Origin of the sequence: Laceyella sacchari, from assembly GCF_024927925.1 — a bacterium.
GTDB lineage: Bacteria > Bacillota > Bacilli > Thermoactinomycetales > Thermoactinomycetaceae > Laceyella > Laceyella sacchari.
The window spans coordinates 1,181,816-1,201,428 of sequence record NZ_CP103866.1 but is presented as its reverse complement, the minus strand read 5'-3'; the positions used below and the strand labels follow the sequence as shown (position 1 = coordinate 1,201,428).

Below are 19,613 nucleotides of genomic sequence, written 5' to 3'. Positions count from 1 at the left end.
ATCCGCCACCCCTTTCTAGAAGATTGTACCCGCATGGGCGTCAGGCACCCATGCAGCATGTTTTGGGAATCGGCCTCCCTGAAGTCACAAACTTTCCTCTACTTCTTGCCTCGTTGGCATACCGCCTTGGGCGCCAAATTTCATCACCGATAGAGAAGCGGCCCGATTGGCGAAACGCAAGCTCGCAGCGATGCTTTTTCCCTCGGCCAGGGCTACCGCAAAAGCGGCATTAAATGTATCCCCCGCTCCCGTCGTGTCGACTGCCTTCACTGGATATGCGGGAACGGTCATTTCACGCGTTCCATCATGATAACGGACACCTTGCTTGCCCACAGTGATAAACAATTTGTTTGGATATTGTTTTAACGCCTCTTCCGTCGTCAACCCCGGAAACAGAATCTCCGTCTCATGTTCATTGGGGGTAAGATACGACGCCCGTGCAATCACCTCTTGGCTCACCTTTCGCGCCGGTGCCGGGTTTAATAGCAACGGGACACCGCTTGTATGACACACTTGACTTACGTATTCCACGGTTTCTTCCGGGATTTCTTGTTGGATCAACACCATATCTGCTTCATGGATGGGGTGAAGCGCTTGTTGCACATAGGATGGGGTGACCAAATCATTCGCCCCTTTAACAACAACAATACTATTATCTCCTTCTGCCAGCACAATGTGGGCCGTACCGCTCTCCATATGTGTAACCGGTTTCATAAACGATGTGCAAACACCGTTTTCCTCTAAATTTCGGATAATGATTTCTCCATAATGATCATCTCCTACACAACCGATCATGGTTACTTCCGCTCCCAACCGAGCGGCTGCCACCGCCTGATTCGCCCCTTTGCCACCGGGAACCGTCTTAAACGATTCTCCAAGCACCGTTTCGCCAGCGCCCGGCCTTTTGCTCGAGGTGACGACCAAATCCATTGAAGCGCTTCCAACCACAACAATCTTAACCACGCGCATCCACCTTTCTTGTCGTGAATCTCTCCACAAATGTCACCGGCATTAGCACATTTCTTTGATCTATCTTCTCTTTCTTTATGAGCTTGAGCAACAACCGGGCAGCTTCTTTCCCCATATCGTATGCGGGTTGTCTGATCGTGGACAACGGCGGGAACAGCAAGCCGCTCTGGGGAATGTCATCAAATCCAATGATTTGAAGTTCATCCGGTATACGTTTACCCAACCGCAACGCTTCATGCAAAATCGCGGTAGCCACGACGTCATTGCTGGCGATGATCCCATCTGTATCGGCGTATTTGGCAAACAGCTCGGCAGCCCATTGTGTGGCGTCTTGAAAGGAAAACGAATGGGTGTTCATCACGTAAAAGTCGACATTAGAGTTGCTCAACTCTTCCAGCGCACCCCGGAAACGGTCTTGCGCTGGTCGGATATGTTCTGGCCCTTTCAGCAATGTCACCCGTTTGCTGCCTCGCCTGATGATTTCACGCGCCGCAATTCTTCCCCCTTCCACCCCATCAGCATAGACGGAAGGATTCCCGTCCGGTGTGCGGTCAAGAAACACCATCGGGATGGGAAAACCTCGATAATCTGTCTTCCCCAACTGGTTTGTTGCCATAATGATGCCCATCACATGATTTTGCATAAATGTATTGATATAATGAAGCTCTTTTTCAGCATTTTCGTCACTGTTTCCAAATATCAAGTGGAAGCCGTGCTTCTGTAACTCATCTTCCACTCCGCGAGCCAACTGCGGAAAGAAGGGGTTGGTGATGTCTGGCAACAGGAGCCCAATCCATCTCGATTCGCCTTTGAACAAGGATCTGGCCACTTCGTTGGGGCTGTAATCCAATTGTTCTATCGCCTCAAGTACGCGTTTTCTCGTGTTTTCATGGACATAGCCCGTTTCATTCAATACGCGGGACACGGTGGCAACGGATACACCCGCTACTTTTGCCACATCCCTGATGGTAGCCAATGCTTTCCCCCCTTTTTCGGCCTCATGTAACCGGTTACATAAAAAATAACACAATCTCTTTCTAATGACAACTGTTTTCCATCCGTTGGTCCCTACTCACAACGGCCGTTTATGTTAAGATAGCATTACTGTATTAAAATAAAGGAGGCTCCACCATGCAAATTTCCGTACTTTTCGTCTGTTTAGGTAACATCTGCCGTTCTCCCATGGCGGAAGCCGTATTTCGTCACCTGGTGAGACAAGAAGGCTTGGAAAACAACATCCTCATCGATTCCGCGGGGACAGGAGACTGGCATGTTGGCGAACCGCCCCATCACGGAACGCGTAAAAAGCTGGATGAGATGAACATCTCCTACGAAGGTTTGCGCGCGCGCCAATTCAAAGCGGAAGACGTTGAGCGATTTACCTATATCATCGGGATGGATGACAACAATATCGCTGATATGAAGGCCATCTACAACCGCCATGCCGCCGGGACAGAGGGCTCCACTCGCAACTTGGACACATGCTTGCGCCGGTTTGTCGACTTCATCCCCGGTACTACTTACACCAAAGTGCCTGACCCGTGGTATACCGGCGATTTTGATGAAACTTACCGCTTGATCTCCAGCGGTTGCCGTCATTTGCTCACCCTTATCAAACAGGAGCACGGCTTGTAAACATCAACAGCCCCACGCATCCTCGCGTGGGGCTGATTTATATTGCCTTAGCTATACAGTTATAAATCGAGTTCATCATTAAACTCAAATTCCATTCCGCCGATAATGACGGTGTCCCCGTTTTCTGCACCGCGTTTACGCAGGGCGTCCTCCACTCCCAATGTCCGCAAAGTACGGGCAAATCGCAACACGCTGTCTTGGTATTGGAAGTTGGTTTTCTGCACTAGGCGCTCAATTCGTTCCCCTTCAACCACATACAACTCATTTTCCCGACGGATGGTGAAATCAGGCGCATCCGCCTCTGCTTTGTACACTTTCCGCTCCGCAGCAAACTGATGCTCCACCACCGGTGCTGGCGGTGTTTCCCGTTCTACTTTGTCCAACAAGTCAGCCGCTGCATACATCAATTCCTTCAGTCCTTGCCGCGTCGCGGCTGAGATCGGATAAATCGGAATGTCTGCGTCGAGTTGCTCCTTAAATAATTCCAATTGCTCTTCCGCCTCCGGCAAGTCCATCTTGTTTGCGGCGATAATTTGAGGCCGGTGTACCAAATCTTGCCGATACAACTTTAGCTCTTCGTTGATCTGCAAATAATCTTCATAGGGATCCCGTCCCTCCGAACCGGCCATGTCAATGACATGGATGATCACTTTGGTCCGCTCGATATGCCGCAAAAACTGATGCCCCAAGCCGACACCTTCGTGTGCACCTTCAATCAGGCCAGGCAAATCGGCGATCACAAAGCTACGTCCATCGTCAATGCGAACGACACCCAAGTTGGGCACCAAGGTGGTGAAATGATAGGCGGCAATTTTCGGTTTGGCGGCGGAAACAACCGAAAGCAAGGTGGATTTTCCCACACTGGGATACCCGACCAAGCCGATGTCCGCCAACACTTTTAATTCCAGTTCCACCCACCGTTCTTCACCCAAATCCCCATTTTCGGCAATTTCCGGAGCAGGGTTGACCGGCGTGGCAAAACGGATATTCCCCCGCCCTCCCTTTCCGCCACGGGCCACGATTGCGCGCTGGCCGTGTTCAACCAGATCCGCCAACAATTCACCTGTCTCCGCATCGCGAACCACGGTGCCCGGCGGTACTTTCACGACAAGATCGTCCGCTCCAGCCCCATGCTGTGATTTGGACCGTCCATTCTCACCGCGCTTGGCTTTAAAATGGCGTTGGTAACGGAAATCCATCAAGGTGCGCAACCCTTCTTCGACAACGAAGACTACATCGCCTCCTTTGCCTCCATCCCCACCGGCAGGTCCGCCATACGGAACGTATTTTTCACGGCGAAACGCCACCATTCCGTTACCGCCATCGCCGCCTTTCACATAAACTTTGACCTTATCTACAAACATGGTTCTGCCACCTTCCTGCACCTGTCTATTTCTTCTGCTCCGTCTTCAATTCCAGCTTCAATCCTTTGCCATGCGGCATGAGATTGCATGAACCTTTCCAGCGGCAAACGGTTCGTTGTAATTCTCTCCAATCCTCTGCCGAACCAAACAAAGTGACCGTATCATCCCCGTCCGCAGTCACTTCAACCTCCAAAACGACGTTGTCCATTTCCTGCATCAATGACAGGGTCACGCTTAAATAGTTTTTCTCATGCGCCAATTTCTTTTCCATCCATGCCAACACCGCATTCATCGCCGACAAAAGTTGCTTTTCATCTGCCTGGCTCATCGCCTTCATCTCTTCGCTCATGCTCACATGCAGATCCCAGTGTTTAAAACGGTGTTTCAGCGTCAATAAGGCCACTGCCAACGGCGCATATTGAAACTCCGACAGCATCCGCTCCTGTTTGGCTCGTTCTACCCACTGTTCCAAGTATGCCTTGATCCGGTCCATTTTGTTCAACATGATGTAACCCATCATCACTTGAATGTGATTTAAAGCGTCATGCCGCTCGTGGCTCAACAATCGTTTGATCTGTTCCGCTTCTTCTTCACATGCTTGTTTTTTAGCGTGTATGTATGAGAAACAGCCACTCCCCAACAGCGAAATCAGGGTGGCCAAAAAGAAAATGAGCTCCCCCGCCTTTCCAAATGGTTGCATGAACCAACCGCCCATGAGCAGGATGGTCAGCCAATGGGTTTTGAGCATTTGAAACAGGGTCCGCCCCAATGAAAATCTCTCCCATCTCGCTAGTTATCATTTAATTTCTTATTTTACATTACTTTGTGGGAAAATAAAAACCCCGGCAAGGTGCCAGGGCTTGTGGTTTCGCTTAACTATCCGATTAAGCTTGTGCTGCAGCTGCTTCTTTATCAGCTACAGGAATGATGCTTACACGCTTTTTGTCGCGACCAAAACGCTCAAAGCGTACTACACCATCTGCTTTTGCAAACAAGGTGTCGTCTCCACCACGGCCTACGTTCAGACCTGGGTAGATTTTGGTTCCGCGTTGGCGAACGAGGATGTTACCAGCCAATACGAATTGGCCATCTCCACGTTTTACGCCCAGACGTTTGGAAATGCTGTCACGACCGTTCTTTGTGGAACCTACACCTTTTTTAGATGCAAAACATTGCAGGTTAAGTTTTAACATGTTGTCCACCTCTTTTCATTTTCTTTTGCGTTCTTGTATTGTAACATATTTGGGAAACTCATCAGCCACATTTTTCAGTGAAACGGCCAAGGCTTCCAGCAACAAGTGAATCTTCCCCCGCGTCTCGGGGTCGCGCACTTCACGCGGCAGATGGCAATCTACTTTGCCATCCCCATCGCCGGCGCTGTGAACTTGCACACCAAACATCGTTTCGATGGCGTTCACCATCCCGATGGTGATCCCTGAAACCGCGGCGCAAACCAGGTCTTTTCCGTGTTCAGCGAAATTCGCATGCCCTTTGACCATGACTCGTTCCACTTGCCCAGCCGTGTTCCGCTCCACCAAAATCCGTATCATTAGCCCTCGATGCTTTCGATCACAACTTGGGTAAATGGCTGACGATGACCTTTTTTACGTTTGTAGTTTTTCTTTGGTTTATATTTAAACACGGTCACTTTTTTGCCTTTGCCGTGCTTAACTACTTTACCAACTACTTTGGCACCCTCAACTACAGGAGAGCCAACTTTGATTTCACCGTCTTTGTTCACGAGCAATACTTTGTCAAAAGTTACAGTTTCGCCTTCATTTGCATTCAGTTTCTCGATGTACAAGACACTGTTTTGCTCCACGCGGTATTGTTTACCACCGGTTTCGATTAAAGCGTACATCTACAATCCTCCTCTTGATAGAGACTCGCCACGATCAGGAAAGGCACAAGCCTTTTTGAGATCCTGTCATGTGCGGTAATGACAACAGAACTTATGTTAGCACACCTGCATGTTCTTGTCAAAAACTTTTCCGGTGGCAAGTATGCCCAATCCGCCTTGGCGTATGAATGGGCTGTCCCCATCCGCTCTTCGGCAACAACTCTTTTACTTTCAGATGGTGCAATCCTTTGTTTACACACGCGTCCAACAGCAGTTGCTCCGACACGCAACCCAGCACCCGGCCATGGCGATCACGCACTTCCCATTCGTGGACAGTTTCTTTGTACAGCTGTTTGACAGCCCCCTTCAAGGTGAGATCCCCCTGCACACTCCGTTTCCGCCTCCGACCGGCTGTTGGCGTGCGGTTGCCTGCGCGGCTCAACAAGAAGCGAATGTATTGGAAGTTTTTCTGCCGCCAAGCCATGATATTGGAGAATAGCAGAAATAAGGCAATACCGGCGAGGTGAATCCAAACCCCTGATTCCGGAAGGATAAAAGCACATGCCAACAAACATGCGGACAGCCCCATGCCCAACAACAGGGTGAAAGTGATGCACTTCCGATAAGGAAAAAAATAACTCATGGTGGCCTGCAACACCTTGCCGCCGTCCAGCGGATAAATCGGCAACAAATTAAAACCGGCGATCATACAATTAGCCTGGATGAAATAACCCGTCCAATGCTCGCTCCAAAAACCGGCGCGATAAAAGAGCAGACTGAATAAGATCATAAACAAATGCTGAAAGGGACCGGCCAGCGCAACCACCACTTCATCCCGCGCTGGCGCCGTCCCCCATTCATCCACCCGCAACACGCCGCCGAAGGGAAGCAGCTCCAGCGAACCAATCCGCCATCCCACTGCCCGAGCAGCAGCGAGATGGCCCAGTTCATGGACTAACACAACGACGAAGAGCGTCAATAATTCAATGAAGTAGCCTGTCCACACCCCTGAGCCAATCACCAGCCAAAACAGCGGATGGATCTGGAAGCGAACCCATTTGCCTCCCGCCCTATTCAAGCGGTATCACACCCGCAGGATCGACGAATTGTTGCTTCTGTTTCAGCGCAAAGTAAAAATAAGCTTGTTCTTTCAGTTCCGGAACGGTTCCCAACGCTTGTCCCCGCTCGACCCGGTCCTCTGGCTTCACTTTGATTTCCTGCAACCAGCCGTACCATGTCTCATCTCCATTGGCATGTTCCACGATGACCAACTGCCCCATCCCTTTTTTCTCACCCACAAATGTCACTTTCCCATCTCGGGCCGCTTTGACGGAAGCGCGGGGAGCAGTACGGAGGATCAGCCCTTTGCGTTTTTCATCAAACGGAAGCACCAATTCCCCCCGCACGGGAACGAGCCATGGCTCTTCCTGGGGCTGTGATGTGGTTTTTTTGGGCATAAACGCCGGCAAAATCGCTGGCGAGCCACCCACATGCCGCTGATACCACTCCGAAATGCTGGCGAACGACGTTTCCTTGGTCAATGATTTGGTCAGCCAGGTTTGCACCGGTTGCATTGCTGGAGACTGGGATTGAAACACCAGGAAAGTTAGCACAAACAGCATCATGGCCAAAATCAACTGTGTCTGTAGTTTCTTAGACCCTTTGTTAGCAACCCGCTGTTTCCAAGCGGGCTGATTCCACGGGGCAAGATCGGGGTTCGGCTGTTCTTTGTAAAAATCAAACTCGCTTCCCCAGACGCGTTCAGCCGGCAACCCTTTTTTCAACCACCGCATCTGTTCTTTTCGCCGCTTTTTATGCTGGAACGACCAATCATTGCGCATAGTCATCACCTGTTTGCCCGATTTTTGCAAGCACCTGTCGTCGCGCGAGCCAATGTCTGGCGCTCACGCTTGTCCCCCATCGTTGCACTAAAACGCGCGCTGGCCAGATTGATGGTGCCTGTAACAAGATATGAACGGTCAAGCGATGATATGCAAAAAGCAAAAAAGGAATGGTTCCACCTATGGAACCATTCCTTGCACTGTCACGCGAATCCTAACCATCGTTTCATCCGCATGACCACACTCTGTTCCTTGTCCAGTGCCATCAGCGGTACCATCTCGCCCTGGATGCGGCGAGCGATATTGCGGTAAGCTTTGGCGGCAAGGTTTTTGTTGTCAAAGCTGATCGGCTCGCCTAGATTACCGGAGCGGATCACTTGTTCATCATCTGGCACGACGCCCAGCAGATCGATGGCCAGCACCGCCACCACTTCATCCACATCCATCATGCCTCCGTCCCGTACCATCTGTTTGCGCATGCGATTAATAACTAGCTTGGGCGGGGCGATCTCTTCTTTCTCAAGCAACCCGATCACCCGGTCAGCATCGCGAATCGCGGCGTTTTCCGGGATGGTCACGACGATCGCTTGGTCTGCACCAGCCACGGCATTCTTAAATCCATTTTCAATGCCTGCCGGGCAGTCGATGATGACGTAGTCAAACTGCTCTTTCAACTCCGCCACCAACCAGCGCAACTGATTGCTTGACACGGCTGTCTTATCTTTCGTTTGCGCCGCTGGAAGCAAATACAGCTCTTCACAACGCTTATCCCTGATCAATGCTTGCTCTATGCGGCACGTTTTTTCAATCACATCAACCAAATCATAAATAATGCGATTCTCCAAACCCATCAACACGTCGAGATTGCGAAGACCGATATCCGTATCGACCAAACATACCTTTTTGCCGGTCAAAGCGAGCGCGGTCCCAATATTGACTGAAGTGGTGGACTTGCCCACGCCCCCTTTTCCGGACGTTACAACGATACTTTCCCCCATCCATAACCTCCGTCTAATCCTACACTCTCATGAACCACATCGGTATATTTCACCAAGCAATGACTGTAAGATGGTTATAAATTTAATCGCCTGCGATTCTCATTCCACTCGAGTTCAGGACGCAATTGTCCAAGTTGAGAAATTTTTTCCACGATAATCTGGTTGTCCGCCAGATAAGCAAACCGCATCCCTACTTCTGAGTCATCCCATTTGTCCGGCGGGCGGGAAATGACATCAGCGATACGAAGTTGAGTTGGACGCAGTGTGGAGGCGACGATCACCGCATTCTGATCACCTTGGCTGCCTGCATGAGCCAATCCGCGTAGCGATCCCAACACGTAGATACTGCCGGTGCATTGGATCGTTCCTCCCGGGTTGACATCACCTAAAAACAATAAATTTCCGCTATGTACTAACACCTGTCCAGAACGCACCGTCCCGGCCTTCGTCGCCAGATCTGTCTCCGCTCCGCGCAAATACGGCATGCCATCCGCCTCAAACCGATGAATAATTAAATTCTGGCGGATAGAAAACAACTCCCGCACCGCCAATTCTTCTGTGCGGGTAATCTGCCGTTGGCCCAATTTGATGGTGACTTTCATATCCGGGCCATCCCAAATCTGGGCCGCCTGCGTATTTTCCAACTTATGCTTCAATTCCTCCAAAACATAAGAAAAGGGTCGCGAATCATCGAGAATAAACAGCAGGCCTTCTTTGTTGCCCTTAATTGTAACGCCCGGTTTCATCACTTTCCCCATACTCATGTCACCCCGCCTCACTAATGATTTCGCTCCTCCCCTTTATTTTCCTTCCTTTTCCATTATAAGGCGCATCAGCGAATGATCGTATCAAACACGACCTGCCGGTTCCGCTTTTTCATGTAAACATAATGTATGAACCGGAAAATGGGATAGGCGCTGATGGCGTTAAAGACCAACGTTGGCACGATATGTGTCATGAAAGAAAAAAGGAAAGGCATGTTTGTAAACCCAAACAAACGATACCAACCATACACCAAGAGCGTATAACAACATTGCCCCAATACGATCGCCACGCCGACAATCCACACAAAAGGCGGAAAATGATTGGCCAACAAATACGTGCCATAGGCTACCGCCGCCAATGCGAAGGCTGTGACCCCCCACGCAGGGCCATAGACGATGTCATGCAACAATCCGAAGGAGAAGGCGAACATCAGCACATAACGTTTAGGCAAATACAAAGAAATGACAAGGATCCCACTAACCACCAATTGGGGGATAACGACAAAAGTGCTCCCCCACGCCTGAGGGAGCAACAACTGGAAGACAGACCCTTCTAACAAGAAGAGGATCAAGAGGAAAGCGACGAAACCCTTTTTCACCGTTTGTCCCCTCCCGTCTTCGATTGAAGCTCGTTCTTGTGTTGTTGCAACTGCAACTTTTCCGGGTCTCTCACGACCATCACATAATCCAGCCGTTCAAAAGTAGCAGACGGTTTGACATACGCGATTTGTTCAGCCCCGCTTTCGCCGGGTTTCACTTCAGCAACCGTCCCAATCAGAATACCACCTGGATAAATATCTGACAATCTCGATGTTACCACCGTTGCACCTGGCTTAATTTTGGCGGTCACCGCAACTTTTTTCATGATCAACCGTTTCTTCACCGCATCATATCCTTCGATGATGCCCAACACCTCTTCATTCTCCCCTTGGATCATCGCGGCGATCCCAGGGCCGCCACCCGTGTCAGTCAATAGTTGCACATCCGCCATATGGCTGGTCACTGACTGCACTCGACCGATCAACCCCTGCGATGTGACGATAGGCATTTTTGGCTCCACGCCATCTGCCTTGCCCCGGTTAATGACCACCTTGTTATGCCAACGGTCGGTATTTCGGAAAACGACGCGTGCCGCAATGTATTCGATAGGGTTTTCTTTTGCGTATCCCCATTGTTTTTTTAATTCTTCATTCTCCCGCTTCAATTCTTTCAACTCCGCTTCCATGCGAGCCAACTCCGTCTTCGGGGAGGCAGCTTCCGTGGAAGAGGAAAGGGCCAGCGCCGAATGCACGGGGGTATAAAAGATGCCTTCTACCACCGCCGCTACATTCTTTAGCCAACTTTCGGGACCGATGAGAAGCCCGCGCTCACCGCGCGTCATCCCCACCGAAATAAACAATAAAAGCGACAAGCAAACAAAAATGAGAATGTGACGAGCGTCATTGCGTCGCATGGCTTCACTCCTTCGGGGCGATTTTCATTTCTCTTCCGGCTAGCCCACGAAAAAGGGGCGCCGATCCGCCCCCTTCCGAGCCAACCGACGACTGCTAGAAAAAGCGCTTGCGCCGAAAGCGGTCAATCGCCGAAGTCGGTTTAAACAGCCCGATCTGCTCCAGGGCCGAACCGGTACCGACGGCCACGCAATCCAACGCGTTTTCCGCCACATGGCATTCCATATGCGTCTCTTCACTCAAGCGGACGTTCAAATTGCGCAACAAAGCTCCACCACCTGTCAACATGATGCCCCGGTCCAAGATGTCCGCCGACAATTCCGGTGGCGTCTGTTCCAATGTCTGCTTGACGGAGTCGATAATCGCCATGACGGTTTCATTTAGAGCCTCGGCAATTTCACTCGTCGTAATCTCAATCATGCGCGGCAAGCCCGTAATCAAGTCCCGGCCTTTGATCTCCCGCGAGTCGCCGCCCTGATCATCAGGGATAGCTGAGCCGATTTCCAGCTTCAGCGTTTCCGCCGTGCGCTCTCCAATCAGCAAATTATGTTTGCGACGGATGTATTGGATAATGGCATCATCCATTTTGTCACCAGCGACCCGCAACGAATGACAAGTCACGATTCCCCCCAAAGAGATCACGGCTACCTCCGTCGTCCCGCCGCCAATATCAACTACCATGCTTCCCGTCGCTTCCCACACGGGCAAACCGGCGCCGATCGCAGCCGCCAACGGCTCTTCAATGGTGTAAGCATCCTTGGCCCCGGCTCTCACGGTCGCCTGCTCCACCGCCCGCTTTTCGACCGCGGTCACTCCTGACGGCACGCACACCATCACATTGGGTTTGCGCGGTAAAATGATGTGTTGGTCAGAAGCCTGCTTTAAAAAGTATTCAATCATCGCCGCTGTTGTATTGTAATCGGCGATCACGCCATCTTTCATCGGCCGGATAGCCACGATATTACCAGGTGTACGCCCGATCATCGCTTTCGCTTGGTTCCCTACCGCTTTGATTTCTTCCGTTCCTACTTCCATCGCCACCACAGACGGTTCACGAACCACAATCCCTTGCCCTTTCACATAAACGAGGGTATTGGCCGTTCCTAAATCCAACCCCATATCTTTCACAAATCCGCCAAACACGGCAAGCCCCCCTTTCATTCATTCAAAATCAACATATTATCAAACAGAAAACCTCTCCACATAAGCTACTGGTAAATACCGCCCTCCACACCCAAGCAAATTCCGATAATTTCGTCAATAGGGAAACAGCACTAAGAAAACGGCTGTTCGTCTGGCGATGGCTTGCGCATGACAAAGGGCTTAAAACCTACTCGGCAATCAACCCTTTCTCTTTCATGCTGAAATACGTTTGGTCCCCGATAATCAGATGATCCACAACGTCAATACCCACCAATTTGCCGACTTCCACCAACCGTTCTGTAACCAAAAGATCCTCCGTGCTAGGTGTGGGGTCGCCGCTGGGGTGATTATGTACACAAATGATTGCGGCGGCGCTACAGCGGATCGCTTCGTGGAAAATTTCGCGCGGATGCACAACCGAGGTGTTAAGACTTCCTTTAAAAATGCATTTTTTGTCAATGACATGATATTTCGTATTCAAATATAGGCAGATGAAGTGTTCCTGTTGCAGGAAGCGGAGTTCATCCATTACGTAACAAGCTGCATCATCCGGCGACCGAATCGCATGGCGGTCTTCCGGCAACATACGTGAAATCCGCTGTCCCAACTCTATACCGGCCATCAATTGTATGGCTTTGGCCGGCCCGATCCCGTGAATGCCCATTAGCTCTTGCAACGAAAGTCGGGTCAGTCCCTTGAGCCCGCCCCCCTTGTTCAACACCCGCTGGGCCAACGTCATCACAGATTCACCCGTGCTGCCCGTGCGCAACAACAAGGCAATCAACTCCGCATTAGAAACATGATTCGGCCCTAACCGAATCATGCGTTCACGCGGCCGCTCCTCTTCTGGCACATCGCGCAGCAACATGTCCTTGCGACCGGTTTCATCCATCATCTATTCCTCCTCTGCCTCTCTCCACTTCCATTTAGGAATTTGATCCCCACGGGTGTGCTCGGCAGAGTTGTTACGTTTGCATTTATCTTCTATGGTACCAACGAATAGCCCATGTCTTGGAACATTTGATCCAATTCGACCAATGAAAGTCCGACAACATTGAAATAACAGCCGTCGATCTTGTCGATCAGACATGCGCCCAAGCCTTGGATTCCATATGCACCCGCCTTGTCGAGCGGTTCTTTCGAATCCACGTACCATGAGATTTTTTCATCTGAGAGCGACCTCATCCACACATGGGTCATGCGATGGCTGACACGTTCACGCACCACGTGGCCATCAGCCACTTCAACCAAGGCAATGCCCGTGTATACTTGATGCGCGCGGCCTTGGAGTCTGGAAAGCATCTGAACCGCTTCCTGCTCATCCCGCGGTTTGCCCAAAATCTCACCGTCACAGACTACGATCGTATCCGCGCCGATGACAAGAGCGGCATCCAACTGCCGGGCCACATCCTTGGCTTTGCGGTGCGCCAATTCCTCAGCCACTGCGTTCGGAGGGGACGAAGGGTCAAATGTTTCATCGACCTGACTCGTCTTCACCTCAAACGGAACGCCCAAGCCCGCAAGTAACTCTCGTCTCCGTGGAGAACCGGATGCCAAAACAATTTTTGGCCGCATATCGCGTACACACCTTTCAGTAATAAGTAAAAAATAAAAAAGAAGGATGTTCCTTTAAGTGGAGTGCATCCCGTCCACGGAAAAAAGCACCTCTGTGAGTAAGGTGCCTTCCAACCTTGGAACAATTTAAGTTTAGCAGATGAAGAACCGCCCAACAAGCGATGGTCAACGCTTTGTCAAAATTTGTTTTCCCCGCCTTCTGCCGCCGCTTTGGCCACCCGTTCATAAGCCAATGCATATCGAACCAACCCTTCTTGAATCTGCCACAGCAACGCTTGATTAGGATGTTTGTCTGCCGTTTCTCCACTTTGAATCGCCAGATCCAATGCGCTGAGGCATTGGTTGAGCGACGACCGTAACGCTGGTGGCAACCCCTTTTCCATCGCGTGAAAGTCGGAGAGCATCTGTTCATATTCTTTTTTCCAAGCGGATTGAAATGCGAATGCTGGCGTTTCCGTTTGGGGATTGCCCTGTATATTGACGATGGCGGCATTCCCCAACTGTTGGATCAGGTGGTTTCCGCGCACAAGCAAGCGGGCTAGCTGTTCCCGCTGCTTCCATTTCTCAGGCAATGTTCCGGTCATCTGCAATTCCTTTAAATACACTTCCACATCTTTTTTTTGATAAATAGCAGAAAGTTTCAACGCTTCATCCCTTGTCCAACCCATTCCCAAGAAGATGCGGTAAGGAGGGTGATCTGACATCACCGCAGCCATCCCTTGCGTGCGGTATTCCTGCACTTTCTTCTGGGCATGTTGCTTGTTTTGAAAATTCCCCGCTTGCAACATCACGACCTTTAGCGCTGGAAGGGGTCTTCCCACTTCCTTGCCCTTAGCTTTGTTCCCATTGGCGTCCGTGAGCGGAATCTCGGCCACCATATTACTCTTGGGCAAGTGATCATCGATCGACCGGGCCGAATGAGAGGCGTTTTCCATAAAGAATATCCGCAAGATGGAAAAGCCCATAATCAGCCCCACCACGATAGCAGCGGCGATCGACAGCAGGAGTTGTCCCAATTTCACGTTTGATGGGCGCATTTTCAACCGTCTTTGCACAAAGGGATTGTTGGGAGAGCTCCACTCAATCACTTGTTGCTTTTTATCGGCGCGCCCCAAGGTAAAAGAAGGCGTTTGTCGAATCGGCCCGGCGATTGCTTCCTGCGATGCCTGCCGCCCTTCCTTCTCTTGTGGATAAGCAGTGGTGGAGACGGGCGTGGTTCTCACCTTTTCCCATGTCACTTGTATACCACGGGCATTGGCTTTTTCCTGCCGCTTTGCAATGGTGATCGCTTGCCCTGTAGGTTTATCCGCTTTGACGGAAGACGTTTGGGATGGATGGGGTTGGATGGTGACTTTCATGCCAGACTGCCGGGAAGAGATTTTTGGTTTTGTGTTCTCCATCGCAATGATCCGCTCCTTCAAAAATCTATTACTAGAGTTTATGAATTCATAGAAAAGATAGAACCTGAATTTCCGGCCAATAAGCAAACCAGCTAAAACCAGCGCACCATCCATTCAACCAATGACTGGCCACGCCATCAAACAGCAGGGCAACGATCATCCCTGCCGCCAGATGAGGGGCGTACGGCAACGGAGAACGGCCCATCCACTGGCCACAGGCGAGCGAGCGTCCGACCACCGTCAAGAAGGCACTCCAACTCGACAACCACAAGGCGAAGAACAAATCCAATCCCAACAGCCAGACCGCCATCACCAACAACTTCACATCTCCCATGCCGATCCCTTTGGTCTTCCGCCATACGAGATAACCGACACCGTAAATGCCCAGTGCCGCCAAGCTGAGCCATCCAAACGAATCTGGCCGTTCAAACCAACTATGCATAGCAAAGAAGAGGCTTCCCCCCAAAGTGAGGGAATTGGGTATCAACCAAGCCATCAAATCGGTCAGAACCACGGTGAACAAAATGGACAAAAATATGACCATGGCAAACTTGTCATGCAAAGAACGCGGCTGCTGCACCACCCACCAGACTAGTCCTGCGTAAAGCGCCATGATCCCCACCCGGGCATAGGCGAAAAACAATCGTTCCACCATCGGTCGCATCCGACGGTAAAACACGCGTACCAGTATGTCTTCCCTCCTGCGTTGCAAAAAGCGTTCCGCACATTCCGGCAGCCAATATGCGCCCATTCCCGCCGCTAACACCGCCAACTCTTCCCACTCAACCATGGGGCAACAGCCACTCTTCTTTCACCGCTGCATGTTCCACTTCCTTGCTTTTCAGCAGAGCCTGCACGGCCATGTCCATCGTTTGCATCCCTGCTTGTTGGCCCGCTTGCATAATAGAATCAACTTGATGAATTTGTTCAGCCCGAATCAAGTGTTGCACCGCTCGGGTGTTTATGAGCACTTCAAACGCCGCGATCCGGTTGTTATATCCATTACCAGGAAATAAACGCTGGGCGGCGATACCTAACAAACTCATAGACAATTGCGTGCGGATCAGGGTTTGCTCTTCGGCCGGAAACTGATGAATAATCCGTTGGATGGCTTGCGCAGCCCGAGCAGCGTGCATGGTGGCCATGACCAAACGCCCCGCTTCCGCCGCATACAGCGCGGCCCGAACCGCCTCTGGCTCCCTTAACTCCCCGATCATCAGCACATCGGGATCTTGCCGTAATGCCGCCTGAACACCTGATTGATAACTGGCCGTGTCCAGGCCAATCTGCCGTTGGATCACCAACGATTGTTGGGAACGGTGCGTATACTCGATCGGATCTTCCAACGTGATGATCAAGGAGGAGCTTGTCCGATTTTTCAGCTCCAACAGCGCGGCCAGTGTCGTCGACTTGCCACTACCCGTAGGGCCGGTCACCAGTAAAATCCCTTGCTTCTTTTGGCTTAAGTTGAGGAGCGCTTCCGGAAGGCGCAATTCCTCAGGGCTGGGAATGTCACGCGGAAACAAACGAATAGCCAACCCTACGCCTGTCTGAAGTCGATATGCATGAACACGCAAGCGAATTTCGTCAAACTGAAAGGCAAAATCCAATTCCCGGTCACGGATCACCTTTTTATGTGCAGCCAAGAATGCCCATATCATCTTCCCTTCCACTTGTTCCTCTGCCAACAACTCCATCTTGCCCTGTATGCGTACCCGTGGAGGCTCTCCTTCCACCAGATGAAGATCAGAAGCTTCATTTACGATAGCCAAGGATATCCAATCAGTGATTTGCATGTCTAGCTCCTCCCATGTTCCATTTGTAACCAATTTCCATTGTAAGAAAAAAACAACAAAAGAAACGTGTCTATATCAAGAAAATTTGGGCAACAGTGATGTTCCCCTTGCCGGACGCGGCGTAATCGAGTAGATTAACATAAGAATCCATCCAGCTAAAGGAGCGGACTTATGCTAACTGTTCATGAATTGACTGGCGGCTATTCGCGGGTGCAACCCGTCATCCATGACTTGTCTTTCGATGTGAACCCGGGTGAAATGGTCGGCTTGATCGGTTTAAACGGAGCCGGTAAAAGCACAACGATTAAACATATCCTCGGCCTGATGACCCCCGTTGCCGGGAAAGTCACCCTCCATGGGAAAACATTGCAGGATGATCCCAGTGCATTCCGCTCACAAATCGCCTACATACCGGAAACCCCACAATTTTATGAAGAACTTACCTTATGGGAACATCTGGAGTTGACGATCCGCGCATATCGATTGGACGAAGCTGAAGCCAGCCGGCGCGCTCATGAGTTGTTGGAGCAATTCCGTATGAGCAAAGCAAAGCATTGGTTCCCTCACACATTCTCCAAAGGCATGCAACAAAAAATCATGATCTTATGCGCATTTCTCGCGCAACCGGCCCTGCTGATCGTCGATGAACCTTTCGTCGGCCTCGACCCACTGGCCATCCAGGCGTTACTCGATCTGTTGCAGGAAGGTAAACAGCAGGGGATGGGCATTCTGATATCGACTCATATCTTGGACATGGCAGAAAAATACTGCGACCGCTTCATCCTTCTGCATGATGGTCGCATTCGGCTAAAAGGGGATTTGCCAGCGATGCAACATACGCTCAACAAACCCGGGGCCAGCTTGGAACAGCTGTTCATTCAGGTCGTGAAAGGGTGAATCGTTTGGAAACCTCCACTCTATTTTGGAGCCGCATGCGCAGTTCTTGGACAAAAGCATTGCGACTGATCCGCATCATCGCAGGCGGGGGAGGCACCCCGATCATCTTGGGCATCACCATCATCGCTTTCTCATTCGGATACAACCAATTGCTGGCTTGGTTGCCTGAATCGTTTCCCATGGCGCACGTTTTGGCCGTCATAATCGGTCTTTTCCTGACCCACCAACGCATTCGCACCTGGATTAAGCCGACTGACGCGGTGTTTCTGTTGTCCTTGGAACCTCAAATGGGTAAATATTTTCGGGCGAGCTTGCTCTACACCGGCGCGGTAAAGCTCCTCCATTTGGGAGTGATCATGGGCATTTTGTATCCGTTATACCGCGCCAACCTGGGTACACTGGGAACCTATGTCGTTGCTTGCTTTCTCTTGGCGGGAGTCCTTCTTCTCAATCTTGTGCAGGAATGGCAGGCAACGAGACTGACTGTCAACTCTGACACGAGCGACTTGCGCTTATGGAAAATTTGCCGTTTCGCCTTGAACTTAATGTTGGCCTACGACATATTGGCATCTGAATGGGAGCTTATGCTCATGACTCTCACTGCGCTGGCCGTCTGGTGCTGGCGAGGGGTTCAACTGATTCCACAAGCCCCTTATCCCTGGCAACATTTAAGTCGACTGGAGCAAGAAACCTTGGCCCGATATTACGCCATCGCCAATTGGTTCGTAGATATGCCCCGCTACAAGCGCCCATTGCGCCAACGCAAATGGTTGATCCGCCTCGTCAACCGCTTGATCCGCGACGATGCAGTTTACCCTTACCTCTATTGGCGCACATTGGTGAGGCAGAGCGACCTGTTGGCGATTTTTACCCGCCTTTTGGTATGGGTACTCCTGCTCTCTTTCTGCGTGCCCCATCCGTGGGTCGTCACCCTGCTCACTCTCTTGGGCAACTGGATGTTTACTGTACAATTGCGGAACATTGAACATGCAGCGCATTACCCCGTCTTGTTCAAGCTTATGCCCCGACCGGCATGGGAGCGGTCACAAGCACTTCAGCAAATCACACGGCTGTTATCAACCGCGTTTGCGTCACTCATCGCACTGGTCGGCCTTTTGGTCGGTTGGCTGGACGGTACGGGATTGGTCATCTATCTGATCATCAACGGTGTGGCGATTCTCTTCTTTAGCCGTACCAAAAGATAAAAGACGGGCGGCTACTGGCCAATCCCGTCTTTCTCATGTCAAACAATGAAAAACGACTCCGTTGTTGCGGAGTCGTTTTTTTCACTTTCCTTTACTCAGAGATGCAATATCTTTAGCAATTTGCGCCGCATCAGGTTGTAGGCCGTTGTAGAAACGAACCACTTTTCCAGTGCCGTCAATCAGGTAAAACTGCGTAGGATGGGTGACCAACAGCGGAACATCAGGGGAAGTTCCTTGTTGATGCGCGATTTGCGCCTTGAAAGTATCTTTGGTCACCTTGGTTATTTCTTCCAATGAATAGCCTGTTAAGAGATGCCAATTGCTAAAATCAGCACCATGTTTCTCCGCATAGGCCTTCAACACTTCAGGTTTGTCATACTCGGGGTCCACGCTAAAGGAGACCAGTTCAACCTGTACGCCCGCCTTTTTCAGCTCCTGTTGTAGCTTGGCCATGTTGGCCGTCATCGGCGGACACACATTGGGACAACGGGTGAAAATAAAATCTGCCAACCAGAGTTTCCCTTGCAAATCCTTCAGCCCAAATGGCTTGCCCTCCTGGTTGGTGTACGTAAAATCTGGGACACGCCAATTGAGAGCGGATACATCATTATTATTGGCGGCCGCATCTTGGTTTTGGCTCGAGTCAGGAGACTCCGTCATTGTTGGAGCACAACCGGCTACCAGCAAGAACGCACACAAGATCAGGGAAAGTCGTCTGAATGTGAATAAATTCAC

Annotated in this window: 23 protein-coding genes; 3 read left to right on the top strand and 20 right to left on the bottom strand. The window is 50.8% G+C overall.

The features are described from left to right. Positions 1 to 84: 84 nt before the first annotated feature. Positions 85 to 963, bottom strand: a complete 879-nt coding sequence (rbsK, locus tag NYR52_RS06000; protein WP_132220043.1) for a ribokinase — start codon at positions 961 to 963, stop codon at positions 85 to 87. Further along, entirely contained in the window at positions 956 to 1,945 is a 990-nt protein-coding gene (locus NYR52_RS05995; protein WP_132220042.1) for a LacI family DNA-binding transcriptional regulator, read from the bottom strand. The genes rbsK and NYR52_RS05995 overlap by 8 nt, the downstream gene beginning before the upstream one ends. 155 nt (positions 1,946 to 2,100) lie before the next feature. Between NYR52_RS05995 and NYR52_RS05990 the strand changes: the two genes are divergently transcribed. Next, positions 2,101 to 2,604, top strand: a complete 504-nt coding sequence (locus NYR52_RS05990; protein WP_132220041.1) for a low molecular weight protein-tyrosine-phosphatase — start codon at positions 2,101 to 2,103, stop codon at positions 2,602 to 2,604. Between the two features lie 59 nt (positions 2,605 to 2,663). Here the strand turns inward: NYR52_RS05990 and obgE are convergent, their stop codons facing one another. The 17 genes from obgE to NYR52_RS05905 all read right to left on the bottom strand — a co-directional run bounded on the left by obgE (position 2,664) and on the right by NYR52_RS05905 (position 16,776). Next, complete coding sequence (gene obgE, locus NYR52_RS05985) at positions 2,664 to 3,968, bottom strand: GTPase ObgE (RefSeq protein WP_132220040.1); 1,305 nt, start codon at positions 3,966 to 3,968, stop codon at positions 2,664 to 2,666. A gap of 25 nt (positions 3,969 to 3,993) precedes the next feature. Beyond that, entirely contained in the window at positions 3,994 to 4,737 is a 744-nt protein-coding gene (locus tag NYR52_RS05980; RefSeq protein ID WP_259436499.1) for a Spo0B domain-containing protein, read from the bottom strand. A gap of 115 nt (positions 4,738 to 4,852) precedes the next feature. Continuing rightward, the gene (gene rpmA, locus NYR52_RS05975) at positions 4,853 to 5,161 is read right to left on the bottom strand and encodes a 50S ribosomal protein L27 (protein WP_022736056.1); all 309 of its coding nucleotides are present in this window, start codon (positions 5,159 to 5,161) and stop codon (positions 4,853 to 4,855) included. 15 nt (positions 5,162 to 5,176) lie between these two features. Further along, entirely contained in the window at positions 5,177 to 5,518 is a 342-nt protein-coding gene (locus NYR52_RS05970; RefSeq protein ID WP_132220038.1) for a ribosomal-processing cysteine protease Prp, read from the bottom strand. After that, complete coding sequence (gene rplU / locus NYR52_RS05965) at positions 5,518 to 5,829, bottom strand: 50S ribosomal protein L21 (protein WP_022736054.1); 312 nt, start codon at positions 5,827 to 5,829, stop codon at positions 5,518 to 5,520. Before rplU ends, NYR52_RS05970 begins: the two co-directional genes overlap by 1 nt. A 118-nt stretch (positions 5,830 to 5,947) precedes the next feature. Beyond that, positions 5,948 to 6,886 carry a M50 family metallopeptidase gene (locus NYR52_RS05960; protein WP_259436498.1) on the bottom strand — a complete coding sequence of 313 codons (939 nt, stop codon included), beginning with the start codon at positions 6,884 to 6,886 and terminating at the stop codon, positions 5,948 to 5,950. Then, positions 6,879 to 7,649, bottom strand: a complete 771-nt coding sequence (locus NYR52_RS05955) for a M23 family metallopeptidase (protein WP_259436497.1) — start codon at positions 7,647 to 7,649, stop codon at positions 6,879 to 6,881. Before NYR52_RS05955 ends, NYR52_RS05960 begins: the two co-directional genes overlap by 8 nt. 203 nt (positions 7,650 to 7,852) lie before the next feature. Then, positions 7,853 to 8,647 carry a septum site-determining protein MinD gene (minD, locus tag NYR52_RS05950; RefSeq protein WP_022736051.1) on the bottom strand — a complete coding sequence of 265 codons (795 nt, stop codon included), beginning with the start codon at positions 8,645 to 8,647 and terminating at the stop codon, positions 7,853 to 7,855. Between the two features lie 74 nt (positions 8,648 to 8,721). After that, positions 8,722 to 9,411, bottom strand: coding sequence for a septum site-determining protein MinC (locus NYR52_RS05945; protein WP_246026832.1), 690 nt, complete (start codon positions 9,409 to 9,411; stop codon positions 8,722 to 8,724). Between the two features lie 68 nt (positions 9,412 to 9,479). Then, positions 9,480 to 10,010, bottom strand: coding sequence for a rod shape-determining protein MreD (mreD, locus tag NYR52_RS05940; protein ID WP_158283214.1), 531 nt, complete (start codon positions 10,008 to 10,010; stop codon positions 9,480 to 9,482). Continuing rightward, positions 10,007 to 10,864, bottom strand: a complete 858-nt coding sequence (gene mreC / locus NYR52_RS05935) for a rod shape-determining protein MreC (RefSeq protein ID WP_132220034.1) — start codon at positions 10,862 to 10,864, stop codon at positions 10,007 to 10,009. Before mreC ends, mreD begins: the two co-directional genes overlap by 4 nt. 94 nt (positions 10,865 to 10,958) lie before the next feature. Continuing rightward, positions 10,959 to 12,005 (bottom strand): rod shape-determining protein, encoded by a 1,047-nt coding sequence (locus NYR52_RS05930; RefSeq protein ID WP_022736047.1) that lies wholly within the window; start codon positions 12,003 to 12,005, stop codon positions 10,959 to 10,961. Between the two features lie 187 nt (positions 12,006 to 12,192). Beyond that, a complete protein-coding gene (gene radC, locus NYR52_RS05925) occupies positions 12,193 to 12,897 on the bottom strand; it encodes a RadC family protein (protein WP_132220033.1) in 705 nt (234 codons plus the stop codon). Positions 12,898 to 12,989: 92 nt separating this feature from the next. After that, positions 12,990 to 13,580 carry a Maf family protein gene (locus tag NYR52_RS05920; RefSeq protein WP_132220032.1) on the bottom strand — a complete coding sequence of 197 codons (591 nt, stop codon included), beginning with the start codon at positions 13,578 to 13,580 and terminating at the stop codon, positions 12,990 to 12,992. Between the two features lie 176 nt (positions 13,581 to 13,756). Further along, complete coding sequence (locus tag NYR52_RS05915) at positions 13,757 to 14,980, bottom strand: hypothetical protein (RefSeq protein ID WP_132220031.1); 1,224 nt, start codon at positions 14,978 to 14,980, stop codon at positions 13,757 to 13,759. Between the two features lie 46 nt (positions 14,981 to 15,026). Continuing rightward, a complete protein-coding gene (locus NYR52_RS05910; RefSeq protein ID WP_132220030.1) occupies positions 15,027 to 15,770 on the bottom strand; it encodes a prepilin peptidase in 744 nt (247 codons plus the stop codon). Continuing rightward, positions 15,763 to 16,776 (bottom strand): type IV pilus twitching motility protein PilT, encoded by a 1,014-nt coding sequence (locus NYR52_RS05905; protein ID WP_132220029.1) that lies wholly within the window; start codon positions 16,774 to 16,776, stop codon positions 15,763 to 15,765. The genes NYR52_RS05910 and NYR52_RS05905 overlap by 8 nt, the downstream gene beginning before the upstream one ends. Before the next feature lie 171 nt (positions 16,777 to 16,947). Here NYR52_RS05905 and NYR52_RS05900 point away from each other — a divergent pair, with 171 nt between their 5' ends. Next, positions 16,948 to 17,673, top strand: coding sequence for an ABC transporter ATP-binding protein (locus tag NYR52_RS05900; RefSeq protein ID WP_132220028.1), 726 nt, complete (start codon positions 16,948 to 16,950; stop codon positions 17,671 to 17,673). Further along, positions 17,670 to 18,878, top strand: a complete 1,209-nt coding sequence (locus NYR52_RS05895; RefSeq protein WP_259436496.1) for an ABC transporter permease — start codon at positions 17,670 to 17,672, stop codon at positions 18,876 to 18,878. Before NYR52_RS05900 ends, NYR52_RS05895 begins: the two co-directional genes overlap by 4 nt. A gap of 81 nt (positions 18,879 to 18,959) precedes the next feature. Here NYR52_RS05895 and NYR52_RS05890 read toward each other — a convergent pair whose 3' ends face one another. After that, entirely contained in the window at positions 18,960 to 19,538 is a 579-nt protein-coding gene (locus NYR52_RS05890; protein ID WP_132220926.1) for an SCO family protein, read from the bottom strand. Between the last annotated feature and the right edge of the window lie 75 nt (positions 19,539 to 19,613).